The organism is Bacillus sp. DX4.1 (assembly GCF_030348195.1).
Classification (GTDB): domain Bacteria; phylum Bacillota; class Bacilli; order Bacillales; family Bacillaceae_G; genus Bacillus_A.
Genome location: NZ_JAUCFT010000006.1, coordinates 350,169 through 365,263 on the forward strand (window position 1 = coordinate 350,169; position 15,095 = coordinate 365,263).

Here is a 15,095-nt window from a genome sequence, read left to right on the forward strand (position 1 = left end):
GTTATGAATCCCTCTTTTCTTTTTTCCACCAATCACGGAATGATTGTTTCGCAGGTTTTGGAAAATCTCTACTTTCTGTCCAACCTTTTAATGGACCGGGTCCATTCGCGATATAACCATCTTTTGCAAAAATGGATAAGCCAGTGCGAGCCATTTTAACGGCTTTATCATAAACAAACGGATGACTCGCCATAAATGCAAAACCTTTAAAAGCCAGTTGCTCGGTCTTTGTTACAAATCCTTGTTCTACCTCATCTTTACGATGCTCAATGAGAAGGTCATGTAATGGGATTTTTACCGGGCAAACATCTGTACATGCCCCGCACAAACTTGATGCAAAAGGTAATTCTTTTAATTCTTCATATCCTTCTAATAAAGGCGCTAATACTGCCCCAATTGGTCCGCTATAAACGCTTCCATAAGCATGTCCTCCAATATTGCGATATACAGGACATACATTTACACAAGCTCCACACCTTATACACTTTAATACTTCTTGGTAAGCGGTTCCTAAAATATCAGAACGGCCATTATCTAGAATAATTAAATGAAATTCTTCAGGTCCATCCATATCTTCAGGTAAACGCGGCCCATTAATTCCGGTTACATAGGATGTAATTTTTTGACCGGTAGCACTTCTTGTTAACATGGAAACGACTACATCAAGGTCTTTCCATGTTGGGACAAGACGTTCCATCCCCATAATAGCAATATGAACTTTTGGCAATGTAGTCGTAAGGCGAGCATTCCCTTCATTACTTATGAGGACGACAGATCCAGATTCCGCTACTGCAAAATTACAACCCGAAATACCAATATCAGCTTCTAAAAATTCTTTGCGCAATCGCTTCCTAGCAAATTGTAGTAGTTGATCTGTATCAACGGGCATCTTTCTTCCAGCTTCCTTAGAAAAAAGTTCTGCCACTTGTTCCTTCGTCTTATGAATAGCTGGAGCAATTAAATGTGATGGAGCTTCTCCGGCTAATTGAATGATATATTCTCCAAGATCGGACTCTACCACTTTTAATCCCATCTCTTCTAAATTTTTATTAAGATGTATTTCTTCCGAAACCATGGACTTCGATTTTATAACCGATTTTGCTCCTTTTTTTCTTGCGATTTCAGAAACATACGATACGGCATCTTCTGCTTTGAAAGCAAAATGGACATGCCCCCCATTTTTTCGAACATTTGTAGCTAATTGTTCCAAATAACTATCTAAATTTTCAATTGTATGCATCCGAATTTCAGATGCTGCCTCACGCCATTCCTCAACATTTCCTAATTCAGATGTAGCTTGTTCCTGCCCTATCCGAAGTCTATCTTGTGTAAATGGAACCGCACTTCTCATTTGCGAATCGTGCAACGCTTGATCTACTCTTCCCAAAAATTCTAGTCCCTGCACTACACTCATTGATTCAGCCCCTTCGCCAGTACTTCTGCTACATGTAACACTTGAATATCTTTATTTTTTCTGCGTAACCGCCCGCCAATATTCATAAGACATCCCATATCTGCTCCAATTAAGAGATTGGCTTCTGTCGCCTCAATATGTTTTATTTTTTCATCCACCATCGTTTCAGAAATTGAGCTCATTTTCACTGCAAAAGTACCACCGAAACCACAACAATCTTGACAATATGGTAATTCTTTTACGTCTAGACCTTCTACTTGTGATAGTAACTTAAGTGGTTCATCTTTTATCCCAAGTCCACGACTCACATGACAAGATTGATGGAAAACGGCTGTTTCAAATAACTTAGTATTTAAATCATCTTTTCCAAGTACATTCATTAAAAAGTCCGTCAGCTCATACGTTCTATTCGCTAAATGAACTGCTTTTTCATACCATTCACTATCCTCCTTAAACATCTCTTTATAATAATGATGAATCATGCTAGCACAAGAGCCTGAAGGAATCACAATATATTCACTATGTTCAAATGCTTTTATCATTTGCTTTGCAGCCGCTTTAGCTTCTTTTTGATATCCGCTATTGTAAGCTGGTTGTCCACAACAAGTCTGCCCTTCCGGAAAATCTAGTTCCACTCCACATTGCTCCATAATTTCCGCAACGCTCTTACCTACCTGAGGAAAAAACACATCTGATAAACAAGTAATAAATAACGAAACTTTCATAAAAGATTTCCTCCCTGGAACGATACGATATATTTTTAAGCTATTACTCTACCGAAAATAGTTTTTCGTATTTTAAATTTTTAGAATTTTCTATATTTTAATTCTTTTATTTATGATATCATGTGAAATATTATATAAAAACTATTTATAAGGTTGTTTTTGTATACAAAAAAGGTATAGAAAGAGGATTTGAAATGGATATAAGACAACTTCGTTACTTTATTGTAATCGCTGAAGAGAGGCAACTTACCCGTGCTGCTCACAGACTTCATATGGCACAGCCTCCCTTAAGTAGACAACTGGCATTATTAGAACAAGAATTATCTGTAAGCTTATTTGAAAGAAACGGGCGAAATATGCATTTGACCGAAGAAGGTAAAATGTTATATACGAGAGCGAAAAATATTATTAATCAATTAGAAGAAACAATTACAGAAATTAAAGATACCGGTGAAGGGCTAAGGGGAAATCTATCTATTGGAGCATTTCATTCTTGTATTCCTTTTCTTTCTGAAAAAATCCGCTATTTTCAAGAAAACTATCCGAATGTGAACTTAAAAATATGGGAAGGTGGTCCTTTATACTTAACAGAGCAGTTAGAAAATCGGAATATCGAACTCGCTATCTTGCGCACACCCTTTAATAAAGATGTTTTTTCTAGTATTTGTTTATCAAGAGAACCATTCGTATTAGTCATGCCTGCAAAATGGGAACTACATCATTCACAACTTCCAATCTCCATAACCGAACTAAATCACATGCCTCTCTTACTTTTACATAAAGATATAGAAGACAGTTATCATCAACTCGTCATTGATGAATGCAATCGCCTTGGTATAGAATTGAATATAGCATGTGAATGTCCTGACTCTGCATTTGTGCTTATGCTCATCATGGCTGGAATCGGGGCCTCCATTCTACCTAAAAGTGCTGTATCTTATATCCCGCAAGAATTTCTAACAATAGTAGATTTAATAGATTTTCCTTTCCAATCCGAATCATCGATTATATGGTTGAAAGATCGTCAACTCTCTAAAAGTGCTCAGCGATTTATAGAGTACACATAAAATTATTTCGGAGGTGTAACCATGGCCCTCTTTGCTTCTCCATCATTATGTATAATCGCTATTCTCTCTTTCACATTATCTTTCTTTATAGGCGTAAAACAGTATACTTGGCTCTTATCTGGATTCAATGAAAGACGTGTAAAAGATAAGCAAAAACTAGCAAACATAGTTGGGCTTTATAATCTAGGTGCAGGTGTCATTGCGGCAATTGGTAGCGTCTTCACTACGCCCAACACACAAATTATTGTTCCTATTATTATCGTTGGGCATGTTGTATTAGCAGCTTACGTGAATACGAGAATGGTTCACTAATCCTTCTAAAAAGAAGGCTCAGTTAAGGGGAAATGGTGAACAAAGCGTTTAATAACTTATTAAAGCATATGGACAAACTATCTCAAACGAAAAAAGAGCAAGCTTTTCAATGAGAGAAACACTCTGTTGATGATCGTCTAATCAATGAAATGAGAAAAACATATGACGGTTTACACTTATCAAAATTCAATGTGTAGTCCTCATTGAACTAACGGTCGGAATAGTTGAACATCGCTTAATATTGTCACAATATTAAGATTACAACTAACCATAACAGTATTTAAACTTCAGGAGGAGATTTATATGTCTTTAAAAGTCGGAGATATAATTACGTTTGAACGAACTTTTACAGTAAGGGATGTTGAATTATTTACAGAGGTTTCAGGTGATGAAGGGATTCACCATATAACCCCAGATGAACAGGGAAGACTTGTAACTCAAGGGTTACTAACGGCAACTCTACCAACGAAAATAGGTGGAGATAATAACGTACTGGCTCGTACTATGAATTTTGAGTTTTTAAGACCTGTATTTACAGGGGATACAATAATTTGTGAAGCTAAAATTGAAAAATACGAAAGGCAAGAAAATCATAGAACAGCAATAATTGCATCCTTTTTATGTAAAAACCAGAATGAAAAAGTAGTATTAAAAGGCAACTTTTCAGGTGTAATACTGTGAATGATCCCTCCTTAACACTCTTACGGGTTCTGGTGCAAAGATAAAATAAAAGAGAATAAAGCGTATATATTCCTAGCGGAAACGTATCTTATACTGCATGCCCAAACAATTGATGGATGAATTCTTTCTGATTTTGGACAGACTGATCCCGTAAATCAATCTGTTCTTTTTTGATCATATGCATGGCTTCTACTCCCGAAAGAATGAATGTAGCTGTGTCAAAAGACTTGAATCCCAACATAGAACGCACACGTTTCTTAATAAAACGGTGGTCTTGTTCTACTATATTATTGAGATATCTAACTTGCCTTAGTTGTATACCTTCAGGCATATGTTTCTCTTCTTTTAACTCTTGCATCGCTACAGGGTAGGCAGGGTTCTTATCCACTGTTATCACACGAGGTTTAGAAACGTACGAAAAAGCCAAGGCTTTCTTGAAAAAGCGCTTGGCTGCTTGTTTATTTCTTGATTCACATAGATAAAAATCAATCGTATTCCCTTCTGAATCGACTGCACGATATAAGTACATCCATTGTCCTTTTACTTTCATATAGGTTTCATCGACTCTCCAAGAGTCATTAGTTAGCTTAAGGTGACGTCGTACTCTTGCATCTAATTCAGGTCCATATTGATGAACCCAACGCATAATGATTGTGTGGGCAATGGACAAACCTCGTTCCTCCATCATTTCCACCAAATCACGAAAGCTCAAGTTGTACCGTAGATACCATCTCACCGTTAATAAAATAATGTCAGGCTGATAATATTTTCATTTGAACAAATTTTGGTTTTCCATACCGATCACACCCTTTTTTAGAGTAATAGTATCAGTATGTCCAAGATTTAGAGATTAATTGCAATTATCTTGAAGTTTTTGCACCAGAACCATAATTTGTGCTAAATCAATGAAGAAGCTTAATGATTCGGGATTAGCCATGGAACCTTGATTGACTACCTTTTCTGCCGGAAATCCTAATAGAATTTTGCGAATTGGGACTTCTAGTTTCTTTCCGCTCAATGTTTTCGGGATTTGCTCTACTGTATAAACTTCGTCAGGAACAAACCGAGGTGAAACCTTTTGTTTGATCTCAGCTTTTATTGTTTCCTTTAAGTCTTCACTCATATTTACTCCAGGTTTTAACACTACAAAGAGCGGCATAAATGATCTGCGTCCAAGGAGTTCTAAATCAATCACCAAGCTCTCCATAATGTCGTTTAGAGCCTCAACCACACGATAGATCTCACTAGTCCCTAGGCGTACCCCCAGCCGATTGATGGTGGAGTCTGACCGTCCGAAAATGACGCAGCTGCCTTTATCATCAATTTTAATCCAATCGCCATGTCTCCAAATCCCTGGATACATCTCAAAATAACTTTCAAGATAACGTTTATTATTGTCATCTCCCCAAAAATAAAGGGGCATAGATGGCATTGGAGCAGTTATAACCAATTCTCCAACTTCATTGATAACTGGTTTTCCCTCATCATCGAATGATTGTACGTGCGCACCTAAAGAACGGGCTTGTATTTCTCCTGCGTAAACAGGCAATATAGGTGAGCCGCCAACAAATGCAGTACATACATCAGTTCCTCCACTGGTTGAGACAAGCCATACATCTTTTTTCACATTCTCATATACCCATAAGAATCCTTCTACAGGTAGAGGTGAACCGGTTGAACAAATAGATCTTAACTTGGAAAAACTGTGCCTTTCTTTTGGCTTAATCCCGAATTTCATACAAGCACTTAAGAAACCGGCACTTGTACCAAAGAAAGTAACACCGACTTCTTCTGCAAGGTCCCATAATACATGTATACTAGGATAAGATGGGCTGCCGTCATATAAAACAATCGTGCCTCCAGCCAAAAGACTACCCACCAATAGGTTCCACATCATCCAGCCTGTCGTTGTAAACCAAAAGAACACATCATCCTGGTTAACACCCTGTTCAACTAATAATGTCTTAAGCTGTTCTAATAGTATTCCACCTTGACTTTGTACGATTGGTTTTGGCAATCCTGTTGTTCCTGAAGAAAATAAAATCCATAGAGGATGATCAAATGGTACGTTCTCGAAGACAAGCTCACAATCCCCTTGTAAGATGTCATTCCAATACATTGTATTATCGTTCAACTTAGAATCATTACTGTTGATGTAAGGGATTAAAATCGTCTTTTTTAAGGTAGGCAGCCCTGATTGAAGTTCCGAAACGTTTGTTAGTCTATTCTGAATTTTACCGTTATAAGAATACCCGTCAACCGCAAATAAAATAGTCGGTTCAATTTGCTTAAATCGGTCAATAACAGTACCCGTTCCGAAATCCGGGGAACAGCTGGACCAAATGGCCCCAATACTGGCACATGCTAAAAAAGCGATTATGGTTTCAGGGATATTAGGCATATAAGCAACAACACGATCTCCTGGCTTAACCCCTAATTTCTTTAGAAAATTTGCAACCATTGCCGTCTTTTCCCGAAGTTCTTGCCAGCTTATTTCTGTTCTCGGAGTGGTTTCTGATTGAAAGATTACTGCCGGTTTATTTCCCCTACTACTGCGAAAGACATGTTCAGCATAATTTAACGTAGAACCAGTGAACCATTTGGCACCAGGCATCTTTCTTGATTTCAGAACTTGACTATACGGTGTGCTAGATTTGATTTGGCAGTAATTCCAAATGCTTTCCCAGAACGATTCAAGTTCTTCGACAGACCATTTCCATAGTCCCTTTTGATTTCCAAAAGATAAACCCTTCTCTTTTTTGAGCCATTTCATAAAAAGGCTGACACCTGAGTTTTCAATCTGCTGCTGTGATGGTTCCCATAATAAAACGCCTTCAGTAATCGCTTTCATTATTATTCCTCCTAAATTAGCAATTATTTTATGAAGTAAATAATAACTATGTACAGCATGCGCTCTTGAAATACCTTTTTTTATTTCATTTTTTTCCCTGAAATCACATTTATACGATTGCCCCAACAGAATCAGCATTTATCTGGAAAGAACTTCTTGAAGATCTAAAGGAACGTAGTGTAGAAGAAGTCCTTTTATTCATCTCTGACGGCTTAAAAGGCATAACAGATAGTATCTTTACCGTGTATCCAAAAGCACAATACCAAGCGTGTTGTGTCCATATTTCACGTAATATCTTACATAAAGTACGTATGAGTGACCGTGCTGAAATTTGTGATGACTTCAAATCCATTTATCGTGCTAATAATCTGGAAATAGGTCAAAAAGCGCTCCACAACTCGCTGTCATTTAGGCTTCGATCAAGCTCGATCAGAACTAACAGCGATGTTTCAAGACAAAAATTAAAGAACTCCTACAAGAAAAGGAATTCTTTATTTACACAAAATTATTGACGGTACCTTTTTACTCCTAGTAAATATAACTAATAATAAAACCTAATATAATATAAATCTTTATATTAAAAAGAATTAAAGATAAACCTATTATACATGACATAAAACGTATGCAATCCCTTGAGAGACAAGGGGTTTACGTTACAAATACCGTACAAAATCATAAATTCCATTTTATTGTAACGTAATCATGCATGGTGAAGTATGGTTTTATAAACTTCAAATCTACAATTTATCAGAAACGTAACACATGATATCTACATAAATTCAAAAGTTCTTTAATGCAAAAAGATGTATAACGAATACATCTATAAATGGATGCTGTTATGAACAAGATTTCCACAAAGAGTGAAAATCTATTCACATTTCATCAACAATCCAAACAGCTTTATAAACAAAACGCACTTAATGAACATAATTAACAGATATGTTGACGATTTTAAGTGGATGTCTAAGTGAAACCCGATTTTACCGGTAATTATGCTATATTTCTATTCACAATAGGTCTGATTTGTCCAGATATCTACGCATTATAAATAAACCTTGATGATAATATGTAGATATAAAAGCATAATTACGTTTGAAAATTCAGAAAAATGAACCTAAAGTCTGTGGATTAGCATACATAACTCTCATAACCTGTATGTAAATGTATAAATAACAGAGTGTTTTATGAATCAATAAAGGGAAAGGAAACAAATTTTTTGTCCGAATGAATAAGAGAAAGAAGCAAAGCCAACACGAATAGCCCTCCCTTTTTGATTTTTTCAAAAAAGGAGAGCGCCTATACTTACATTGCTACAAGTAGTTGATCGACAGAAGGAATTTCTTTCGTTTTCCGGTAACATTCTTCTAAGGAGCGCAGAAAACGAATCAGTTCGAAGTCTTCTGGTACTGCGATTACACGAAGATCTTCTTTCGGCAATCTATCTATTTTTTCAAGGAACAGCTCTCGAATATCACTAGGAATAAATCGCTCTTTATGCCCTTTCGTTTTCAACAACTCACGAATTTCGATTTCTAACGCAATATATGCGTGGATATGCACACCTTGCTCAAAGGCATATTTTCTAAATAACGATTCTTCTTGATATTTCATGTAATTTTGATGGTACGCTGTTTCGGTTACTGGGACAGCGTATTTCGAATGAAGCAGCTCATACGCTTTATGAAATAGCTTCTTCACATTACGTATGGAGTACATAGAGAAATGTATACCAAAATCGAATATCGCTTGTTCTTGTTTTTCTTGTGGTACATGATGTGTAATAAGTGGATAAATACCCTCTTTTGCAGCTGCATCCAGTACTCGATATTGAGAAGATTGATTTAACAGTTTACGTAATGTATAAACAAGTTTTTTCGGATATCCTTCTTGTCGATCAATCATATCGCGTAGGCCACGAATAACCTGACGAATTTGACGATGACAGCTATGTTTAAGGACATTAATAAACTGATTCATATCTTTTGTGAATTCACCAATATTCATTTCACTTAATAGATTCTCAATGAACTTTGTTTTACGTGCATATGTAACTCTTGGCGTAAATGGATCACGGTACGCTTCTCCTGCTTCTTTTTCACAGAGAAAATCAGGATGAACAGATAGATGCAGTGTTGTATACTGTTTTTTGTTCTTCTTGCCTTTTTCTAACTTGTAAATTTTAAATAAGGCAGATCCCGTGCAAGAGAATGTATGTGTTAATTCACTCATGACAGAACGTATTTGGTGTGGAAACTTTTTATGTAAGAAACGATACATACCACCAAAATGAGTTTGTTGTCCTTGTTCATCTGTTTTATATAGCGAGCGTTTTAAAGTCGTTTCTCTTTTCTGTTGCATTGCAACATCCATAAATAGCTTTTTAGCAGCTACTGACAGTTCGAAAAATGCTTTAGTAAACACGACAGGGCTTATAAAGGTATAAGGGTTCGCTTTATTTGTTTCTTCATTCATGAAGTGAGTTAATGTAATTCTATGTTTTCCACCCATTTCATTTTCGATTTGGATGATGTTATGAAGGCTTAGCTTTTTTAAAGCAATATAGAATTGTGAATGATGAATATGTGCAAATGCTTCTTTATAGTTTTTATAGTCTTCCCATAGCATGTGTACCGACACATGAGACAGTACACCAAATGTATTACATTTTTTATGTAAGAATAGAAAGACTTCTAAATCTGCATTTGTAATACCATAAAGTTTATGTTTTCTCCCGTTTGCTTTAGAAAAGGCATGTTTCATTTGAAGTGAAAAAGATGGCTTCGCTTTTTCAACAAACTGTTCCTCATCTGCAAGTCGTTCTTCGTATGACATAGACTTTACAATATCCTCTAGATAGGTATCTTTATAGCTATAGTACTTATCTTCCATAGCCTCAACGAGTTTTTGCCATGATTTAATTGTAACTAACACGGCAGTAGTTGGTTCCCCGTTTAAGCTGCGTTTGTTTTTAATAACAAATGGTTTCGCCATCTTTTTCACCTCCTTTCATTTGTTCAATGTAATATCTACCAAAATAGGATATAAAATATCACTTTTGATTATATCAAATCGAATTTTGCTGAAAGGTGGCTCTTTAAGAGAAAAGATGAAACGATGAAACGGGTCTGAATCCCTTGTGCCCCAAGGGATTCAGAGATTGGTAAAAATTTTTTTATGACCACGATACCGCTATGCCATTTTCTAATGATGAAACGAAACGAAAAATCGAAAAATACGTCTGAAAGGTTGATATAATGGGATTTCTAAGACTTTAATCAATTTTATACTACCGGGATACCGCTATAACGTTTCATATTTTATGAAACGAACCATTTCTAATGGAAATCAAGAAACCCCTTGGTATATAAGCGTTTGTAAGAGATTCGTTGAAATTCTTACTACCGGGATACCGCTATAAGCGTTTCATGTTTGAAACGATATACTACCAGGATACCGCTAGAGCGTTTCATGTTTCGTGAAATGACGATTTAGGCAACGAATGGATGAATCCCTTGATATATAAGGGATTGGAGCATTTTTATTAAAAAAGTTTCTACCGGGATACCGCTATAAGATGTTGCACTTTGAAATCGTGTTTTGAGTAAAAATCCTTTTATATCAAGGGTTTACCGGGGTTTTGAAATTTTTTTGGATATTTATTTTTGAAACGCTAATAGAGCATTGGCGTTTCAAAATGGCGTTGTAAACTACCGGGATACCGCTATAAGATTTTACATTTTGAAATTGTGTTTTGAGTGAAAATCCTTTTATATCAAGGATTTAATAGGGTTGAAAGATTTTTCTGATGTGTATTTATGAAACACCAGTAGAGTATTGGTGTTCCAAGGTGTAGTTGTAAACTGCCAGGATACCGCTATAAGGATGTTGCACTTTGAAATATTAAAGGAGCATTCACGTTTCAGGGGGTAGATGCAAATTGCCAGGATACCGCTATAAGATGTTTAGCTTTGAAACACTAAAGGAGCATCGACGCTTCAAGGTGTAGTTGTAACCTGCCAGGATACCGCTATAAGATGTTGCACTTTGAAATGTTAAAGGAGCATTCACGTTTCAAGGTGTAGATGCAAATTGCCAGGATACCGCTATAAGATGTTTAGCTTTGAAAAGCTAAAGGAGCATCCACGTTTCAAGGTGTAGATGCAACCTGCCGGGATACCGCTATAAGATGTTTAGCTTTGAAAAGCTAAAGGAGCATCCACGTTTCAAGGTGTAGATGCAACCTGCCGGGATACCGCTATAAGATGTTTAGCTTTGAAAAGCTAAAGGAGCATCCACGTTTTAAGGTGTAGATGCAACCTGCCGGGATACCGCTATAAGATGTTTAGCTTTGAAAAGCTAAAGGAGCATCCACGTTTTAAGGTGTAGATGCAACCTGCCAGGATACCGCTATTGTTGCTTTGAAATAAAGTTTGATAATTTGATGGCATTTAATTCAACTGTCGCATTTTCCACAAAAGCCCATATTGAACAATAAATTAATTCACAAGTTGTTTATTAAAGATAGAAATTGAATATAAATTATTATGTAGTAGATTATTTATTATTTGCTTGTTTACATCAGCGTTACGTAGTACTTTATTTTCAATATTTATAAGTTCTGAAAGCTGAATCCATTTATAATCTACAATTTCATCTTCTTCGAGTTTAATTGAACCTCCAATTATTTCACCTCTAAAATGAAACAATATAACTTGATCATTAGAAGCGCTAATAAAATTGTATACCCCTGTTGTATATTGGAGATTTACTTCTAAACCTGTCTCTTCTTTTACTTCTCTACAAGCTGCAAGTAAAATATCTTCCTTCTTTTCAATTCTTCCAGAAGGGAAATTCCACTTATCAATTGCTGATGGTTTATTTTCTTTTATCATCAAAACTTGGTTATCTCTGACGATAGATACACTTACAACTAATACAATCTCATTCTGAATCATTTAATTTTTCATCTCGCTTTATTTTTTTTGTACTGATGAACCACTTTTCATTATCGACTGCCCTTTACTTGAATAAAAATTCTTAATTTTATTGTACATAAAATGGTAAATAAAAACAGCTTGAGATTTAGTGTAATCAGCAAGCTGTTTTTTATTAAACTTAATTACAAAGCCACAGCTATAAGATTTCATAACTTGTGTATATGAAATGCCTTTTAGGACATAGGAACCGGAAATTCCTACACAAATAGAACAATGTGAAACGTGACCAAGATATAGCTATAGGGTTTCGTGTTTCTCTTTCCTAGTGTAAGATTGTAATTTTACAAATAAAATCTGTCTTATATAATGAAATATAGAGATTATTTTCGGTATTTGGGTTTTAAACAGTAAGAAAGCTGCTGATGTCAAGGACTGAATTGAACTGATTATTCTGATAACGTTTCATTTTTTGCGTATACTGCCAGGATACCGCTATACCATTTCATAATATGAATGTAGTTTGTTTTAAGGAGGTTGATATAAAGTATGGAAAAAGTACTTCAACTGTTTAGAGATGCACTATTGTTATCTGCCCCCATTTATCAAGAGAATAAGCAGCTGTGGTCTAAATGGAACACGTATTATCAAGAAGTAGAAGCGAATCATGACAAGATTGTAACTTCAGCTAACGTTTCACCTTCTTTCTCTGCCCTCGTCTCTTGGCTCGGCCAGCAACAGGAACAAGGTGTATCTTTATTACAAATCTATGCGAACCTTGAAAAGTATAAGGTTGAGATCGAGCGTTCCATAGGAAAAATTATCGAACAAGAGTTTGAAAGTGTAACTGTAATAGATAAACAGATTTCTTCCATAAACGAACCGAGTTTAAATGTTGATGTACCGCATGATGAATACTTTGAAGTAAATAATTCTGCAATGTATTATCAACTAAGAGATGGAATCGCAAAGAACAACTTTGAAGAAGATGAAGCAACAAAGATGAAGGTATATCCAATAGAAGCGAAAAATGCAAATGGTGTAGCACAACTTTCTTCACATAAAGATGAAGATCTCAGGTTAATCAATACGGATGAAGCATCACGATGGAGTAAACTTGTCGATGGTGTAATAAGTAATATGGATGACTTAACAGCAGACTGTTTAGATTCCATTACCATTCAATGGTTAAATCAAGCACAGTCCCCTGATGAATTTATTGATTTCTCATATGAACAAGTGCTAGATATGTGTAATATTCCAAAAGCAACTGCCAATGGTATTGAATACTTTCGTGCAGAAGATAAAATAAAGATTGCGCAGCGTATTGCAGCATTAGCAAGTATCTTTATTTATCTAAATGATGATAATGAGGTAGTTGTATTAAACGATCGTGCTGAACCAGGTGAACGCTTTGAAGTGAAACGTGAAGTGATTAAAAGGCTATTTGTTTTAGATTCTGTTGTTCTCTGGAGAGACAAAAATACGAATGAATATATGGGTATTGAATCTTGCAGAATCAAGCCAGGAAGTTTCTTATCAAGTTACCTATATGGTTCAAGTACTACGACTGCATTACTGTCAAAAAAAGCTCTTGAGTATAATAGCTATAGACATAAATACCATAAGAGGCTCATCCGTTACCTTACTTGGCAATGGAGAATTCGTCAAAGATATAGTAATTTACAAAGACCTTATTCCATTGACGGAGATAAGGGACTACTAGCAGTTATGGGAATCGATCAAAATGGACGTTCAAATCGTATTCGTGAACAATTAGAAAATGTTCTAATGGATCTAGAAAAAGAAAAAGTGATTTCACATTGGGCGTATAGCGAAGAAATGGATGAATCGATTTTGGGGAAAAGAAACTGGTTTAAAAATTATTACTTAAAATTAGGGATTATCATTTTACCACCAGAAGAGCTGATGCATAATACGGAAAATCTCGTAAAGAAAAAATTAGTTGATGTACCTGAAAAAGAACCAACGTCTTATAGTGCAGATGAAATGGAGCATATAATTAGAAAAAAAATCATGTACACACATACAAAGAAACATGTAACTATGCGTGAAATTGCAGATGAAATCGGATTATCACCTGCTACTTTATCAAGATTCTGCAATCAAAAGATGAAACGGCTATCCAAAAGCGTGAAAGAAAAATTAACAAAATGGTATGAAAGACAGAAGATAATCGAAACGATGTAGTGAAAAACCGAAGTTTTTCACATGCAATCATAGCGAAAGAAAGGGTTCTGGTGCAACTATGTTAGTTAGAAATATAGAGTAGCAATTCCCTCTACATTTCTAGCTTATGAGGCTAACCCAAACAGTTTATGAATAATTTCTTTTTGATTTTGGACAGACTTGCCCGGTAAAACAAGTTGCCCTTTTTTAACCATATGCATAGCCTCTATTCCAGAGATAATGGACTTTGTTGTGTAAAAGGACTTTAATCCTAACATAGAACGAACTCGCTTTTTAATAAACCGGTGATCTTGTTCCACTATGTTATTGAGGTATTTGATTTGCCTGATTTGGATGCCTACTGTCATCTTTTTTTCTTTCTTCAACTCTTCTATCGCTACAGGGTAAGCAGGATTCTTATCAACTGTAATGACACGAGGCTTAGAGACATGAAAAGACCGCAAAGCTTTCTTTAAGAAGCGCTTTGCGGCCTGTTTGTCTCTTGTTTTGCTTAAATAGAAATCAATGGTGCTTCCTTCGGAATCCACTGCACGATACAGGTACATCCATTGGCCTTTTACCTTGATATAGGTCTCATCAACTCTCCAGGAGTCATTTGTTGGCTTAAGATGACACCGTACTCTTTCATCTAATTCAGGACCATATTGATGAACCCAGCGCATAATCGTTGTGTGAGCCATGGATAATCCTCGTTCTTCCATCATTTCCACCAAATCACGAAAGCTCAAATTGTACCGCAGGTACCACCTTACTGTTAACAAAATAATGTCCGGCTGATAATGTTTCCACTTAAATACATGTTGTTTTTCCATACTGATCACACACCTTTTTAGAGTCATACTATCAGTATGTCCAAGTTTAGGAGATTGCTTGCAGGAATCTTGGAGTTTTTGCACCAGA

The 15,095-nt window shown here is 35.9% G+C and carries 11 protein-coding genes and 1 pseudogene; 5 read left to right on the forward strand and 7 right to left on the reverse strand.

The annotated features are described in order from the left end of the window. Window position 1: 1 nt before the first annotated feature. Window positions 2–1,414, reverse strand: a complete 1,413-nt coding sequence (locus tag QUF99_RS01895; protein WP_289368355.1) for a LutB/LldF family L-lactate oxidation iron-sulfur protein — start codon at window positions 1,412–1,414, stop codon at window positions 2–4. Further along, window positions 1,411–2,139 (reverse strand): (Fe-S)-binding protein, encoded by a 729-nt coding sequence (locus tag QUF99_RS01900; protein ID WP_289368357.1) that lies wholly within the window; start codon window positions 2,137–2,139, stop codon window positions 1,411–1,413. Before QUF99_RS01900 ends, QUF99_RS01895 begins: the two co-directional genes overlap by 4 nt. Window positions 2,140–2,333: 194 nt before the next feature. On the opposite strand from QUF99_RS01900, the gene QUF99_RS01905 reads away from it, so the two are divergent. The 3 genes from QUF99_RS01905 (at window position 2,334) to QUF99_RS01915 (ending at window position 4,199) form a co-directional block, all read left to right on the forward strand. Further along, on the forward strand, window positions 2,334–3,206 hold the full coding sequence (locus QUF99_RS01905; protein WP_289368358.1) for a LysR family transcriptional regulator: 873 nt from the start codon (window positions 2,334–2,336) through the stop codon (window positions 3,204–3,206). 21 nt (window positions 3,207–3,227) lie between these two features. Next, window positions 3,228–3,518 (forward strand): DUF3784 domain-containing protein, encoded by a 291-nt coding sequence (locus QUF99_RS01910; RefSeq protein WP_289368359.1) that lies wholly within the window; start codon window positions 3,228–3,230, stop codon window positions 3,516–3,518. Window positions 3,519–3,821: 303 nt separating this feature from the next. Then, window positions 3,822–4,199, forward strand: coding sequence for a hotdog domain-containing protein (locus QUF99_RS01915; RefSeq protein WP_289368360.1), 378 nt, complete (start codon window positions 3,822–3,824; stop codon window positions 4,197–4,199). An 88-nt stretch (window positions 4,200–4,287) separates the two neighbouring features. Here QUF99_RS01915 and QUF99_RS01920 read toward each other — a convergent pair whose 3' ends face one another. Together QUF99_RS01920 and QUF99_RS01925 are read right to left on the reverse strand one after the other, a co-directional pair. Then, window positions 4,288–4,950, reverse strand: coding sequence for an IS6 family transposase (locus QUF99_RS01920; RefSeq protein ID WP_289368384.1), 663 nt, complete (start codon window positions 4,948–4,950; stop codon window positions 4,288–4,290). Between the two features lie 99 nt (window positions 4,951–5,049). Further along, window positions 5,050–7,050: an acetoacetate--CoA ligase gene (locus tag QUF99_RS01925; RefSeq protein WP_289368362.1), complete on the reverse strand. Its 2,001-nt coding sequence runs from the start codon at window positions 7,048–7,050 to the stop codon at window positions 5,050–5,052. Window positions 7,051–7,160: 110 nt separating this feature from the next. On the opposite strand from QUF99_RS01925, the pseudogene QUF99_RS01930 reads away from it, so the two are divergent. Then, window positions 7,161–7,424 (forward strand): annotated as a pseudogene (locus QUF99_RS01930) (transposase); the annotation flags it as partial. A gap of 928 nt (window positions 7,425–8,352) precedes the next feature. Here QUF99_RS01930 and QUF99_RS01935 read toward each other — a convergent pair. Together QUF99_RS01935 and QUF99_RS01940 are read right to left on the reverse strand one after the other, a co-directional pair. Continuing rightward, on the reverse strand, window positions 8,353–10,041 hold the full coding sequence (locus tag QUF99_RS01935; protein WP_289368363.1) for a hypothetical protein: 1,689 nt from the start codon (window positions 10,039–10,041) through the stop codon (window positions 8,353–8,355). A gap of 1,505 nt (window positions 10,042–11,546) precedes the next feature. Beyond that, entirely contained in the window at window positions 11,547–12,005 is a 459-nt protein-coding gene (locus tag QUF99_RS01940; protein WP_289368364.1) for an NUDIX hydrolase, read from the reverse strand. Window positions 12,006–12,533: 528 nt separating this feature from the next. Between QUF99_RS01940 and QUF99_RS01945 the strand changes: the two genes are divergently transcribed. Next, window positions 12,534–14,195: a helix-turn-helix domain-containing protein gene (locus QUF99_RS01945; RefSeq protein WP_289368366.1), complete on the forward strand. Its 1,662-nt coding sequence runs from the start codon at window positions 12,534–12,536 to the stop codon at window positions 14,193–14,195. 104 nt (window positions 14,196–14,299) lie between these two features. Here QUF99_RS01945 and QUF99_RS01950 read toward each other — a convergent pair whose 3' ends face one another. Next, entirely contained in the window at window positions 14,300–15,007 is a 708-nt protein-coding gene (locus QUF99_RS01950; protein ID WP_289368385.1) for an IS6 family transposase, read from the reverse strand. Window positions 15,008–15,095: the final 88 nt, after the last annotated feature.

Coding starts and splice junctions, on each gene's coding strand:
- QUF99_RS01945 (WP_289368366.1), top strand. CDS start 12,534: ATGGAAAAAGTACTTCAACTGTTTAGAGATGCACTATTGTTATCTGCC.
- QUF99_RS01905 (WP_289368358.1), top strand. CDS start 2,334: ATGGATATAAGACAACTTCGTTACTTTATTGTAATCGCTGAAGAGAGG.
- QUF99_RS01950 (WP_289368385.1), bottom strand. CDS start 15,007: ATGGAAAAACAACATGTATTTAAGTGGAAACATTATCAGCCGGACATT.
- QUF99_RS01910 (WP_289368359.1), top strand. CDS start 3,228: ATGGCCCTCTTTGCTTCTCCATCATTATGTATAATCGCTATTCTCTCT.
- QUF99_RS01925 (WP_289368362.1), bottom strand. CDS start 7,050: ATGAAAGCGATTACTGAAGGCGTTTTATTATGGGAACCATCACAGCAG.
- QUF99_RS01900 (WP_289368357.1), bottom strand. CDS start 2,139: ATGAAAGTTTCGTTATTTATTACTTGTTTATCAGATGTGTTTTTTCCT.
- QUF99_RS01895 (WP_289368355.1), bottom strand. CDS start 1,414: ATGAGTGTAGTGCAGGGACTAGAATTTTTGGGAAGAGTAGATCAAGCG.
- QUF99_RS01940 (WP_289368364.1), bottom strand. CDS start 12,005: ATGATTCAGAATGAGATTGTATTAGTTGTAAGTGTATCTATCGTCAGA.
- QUF99_RS01915 (WP_289368360.1), top strand. CDS start 3,822: ATGTCTTTAAAAGTCGGAGATATAATTACGTTTGAACGAACTTTTACA.
- QUF99_RS01935 (WP_289368363.1), bottom strand. CDS start 10,041: ATGGCGAAACCATTTGTTATTAAAAACAAACGCAGCTTAAACGGGGAA.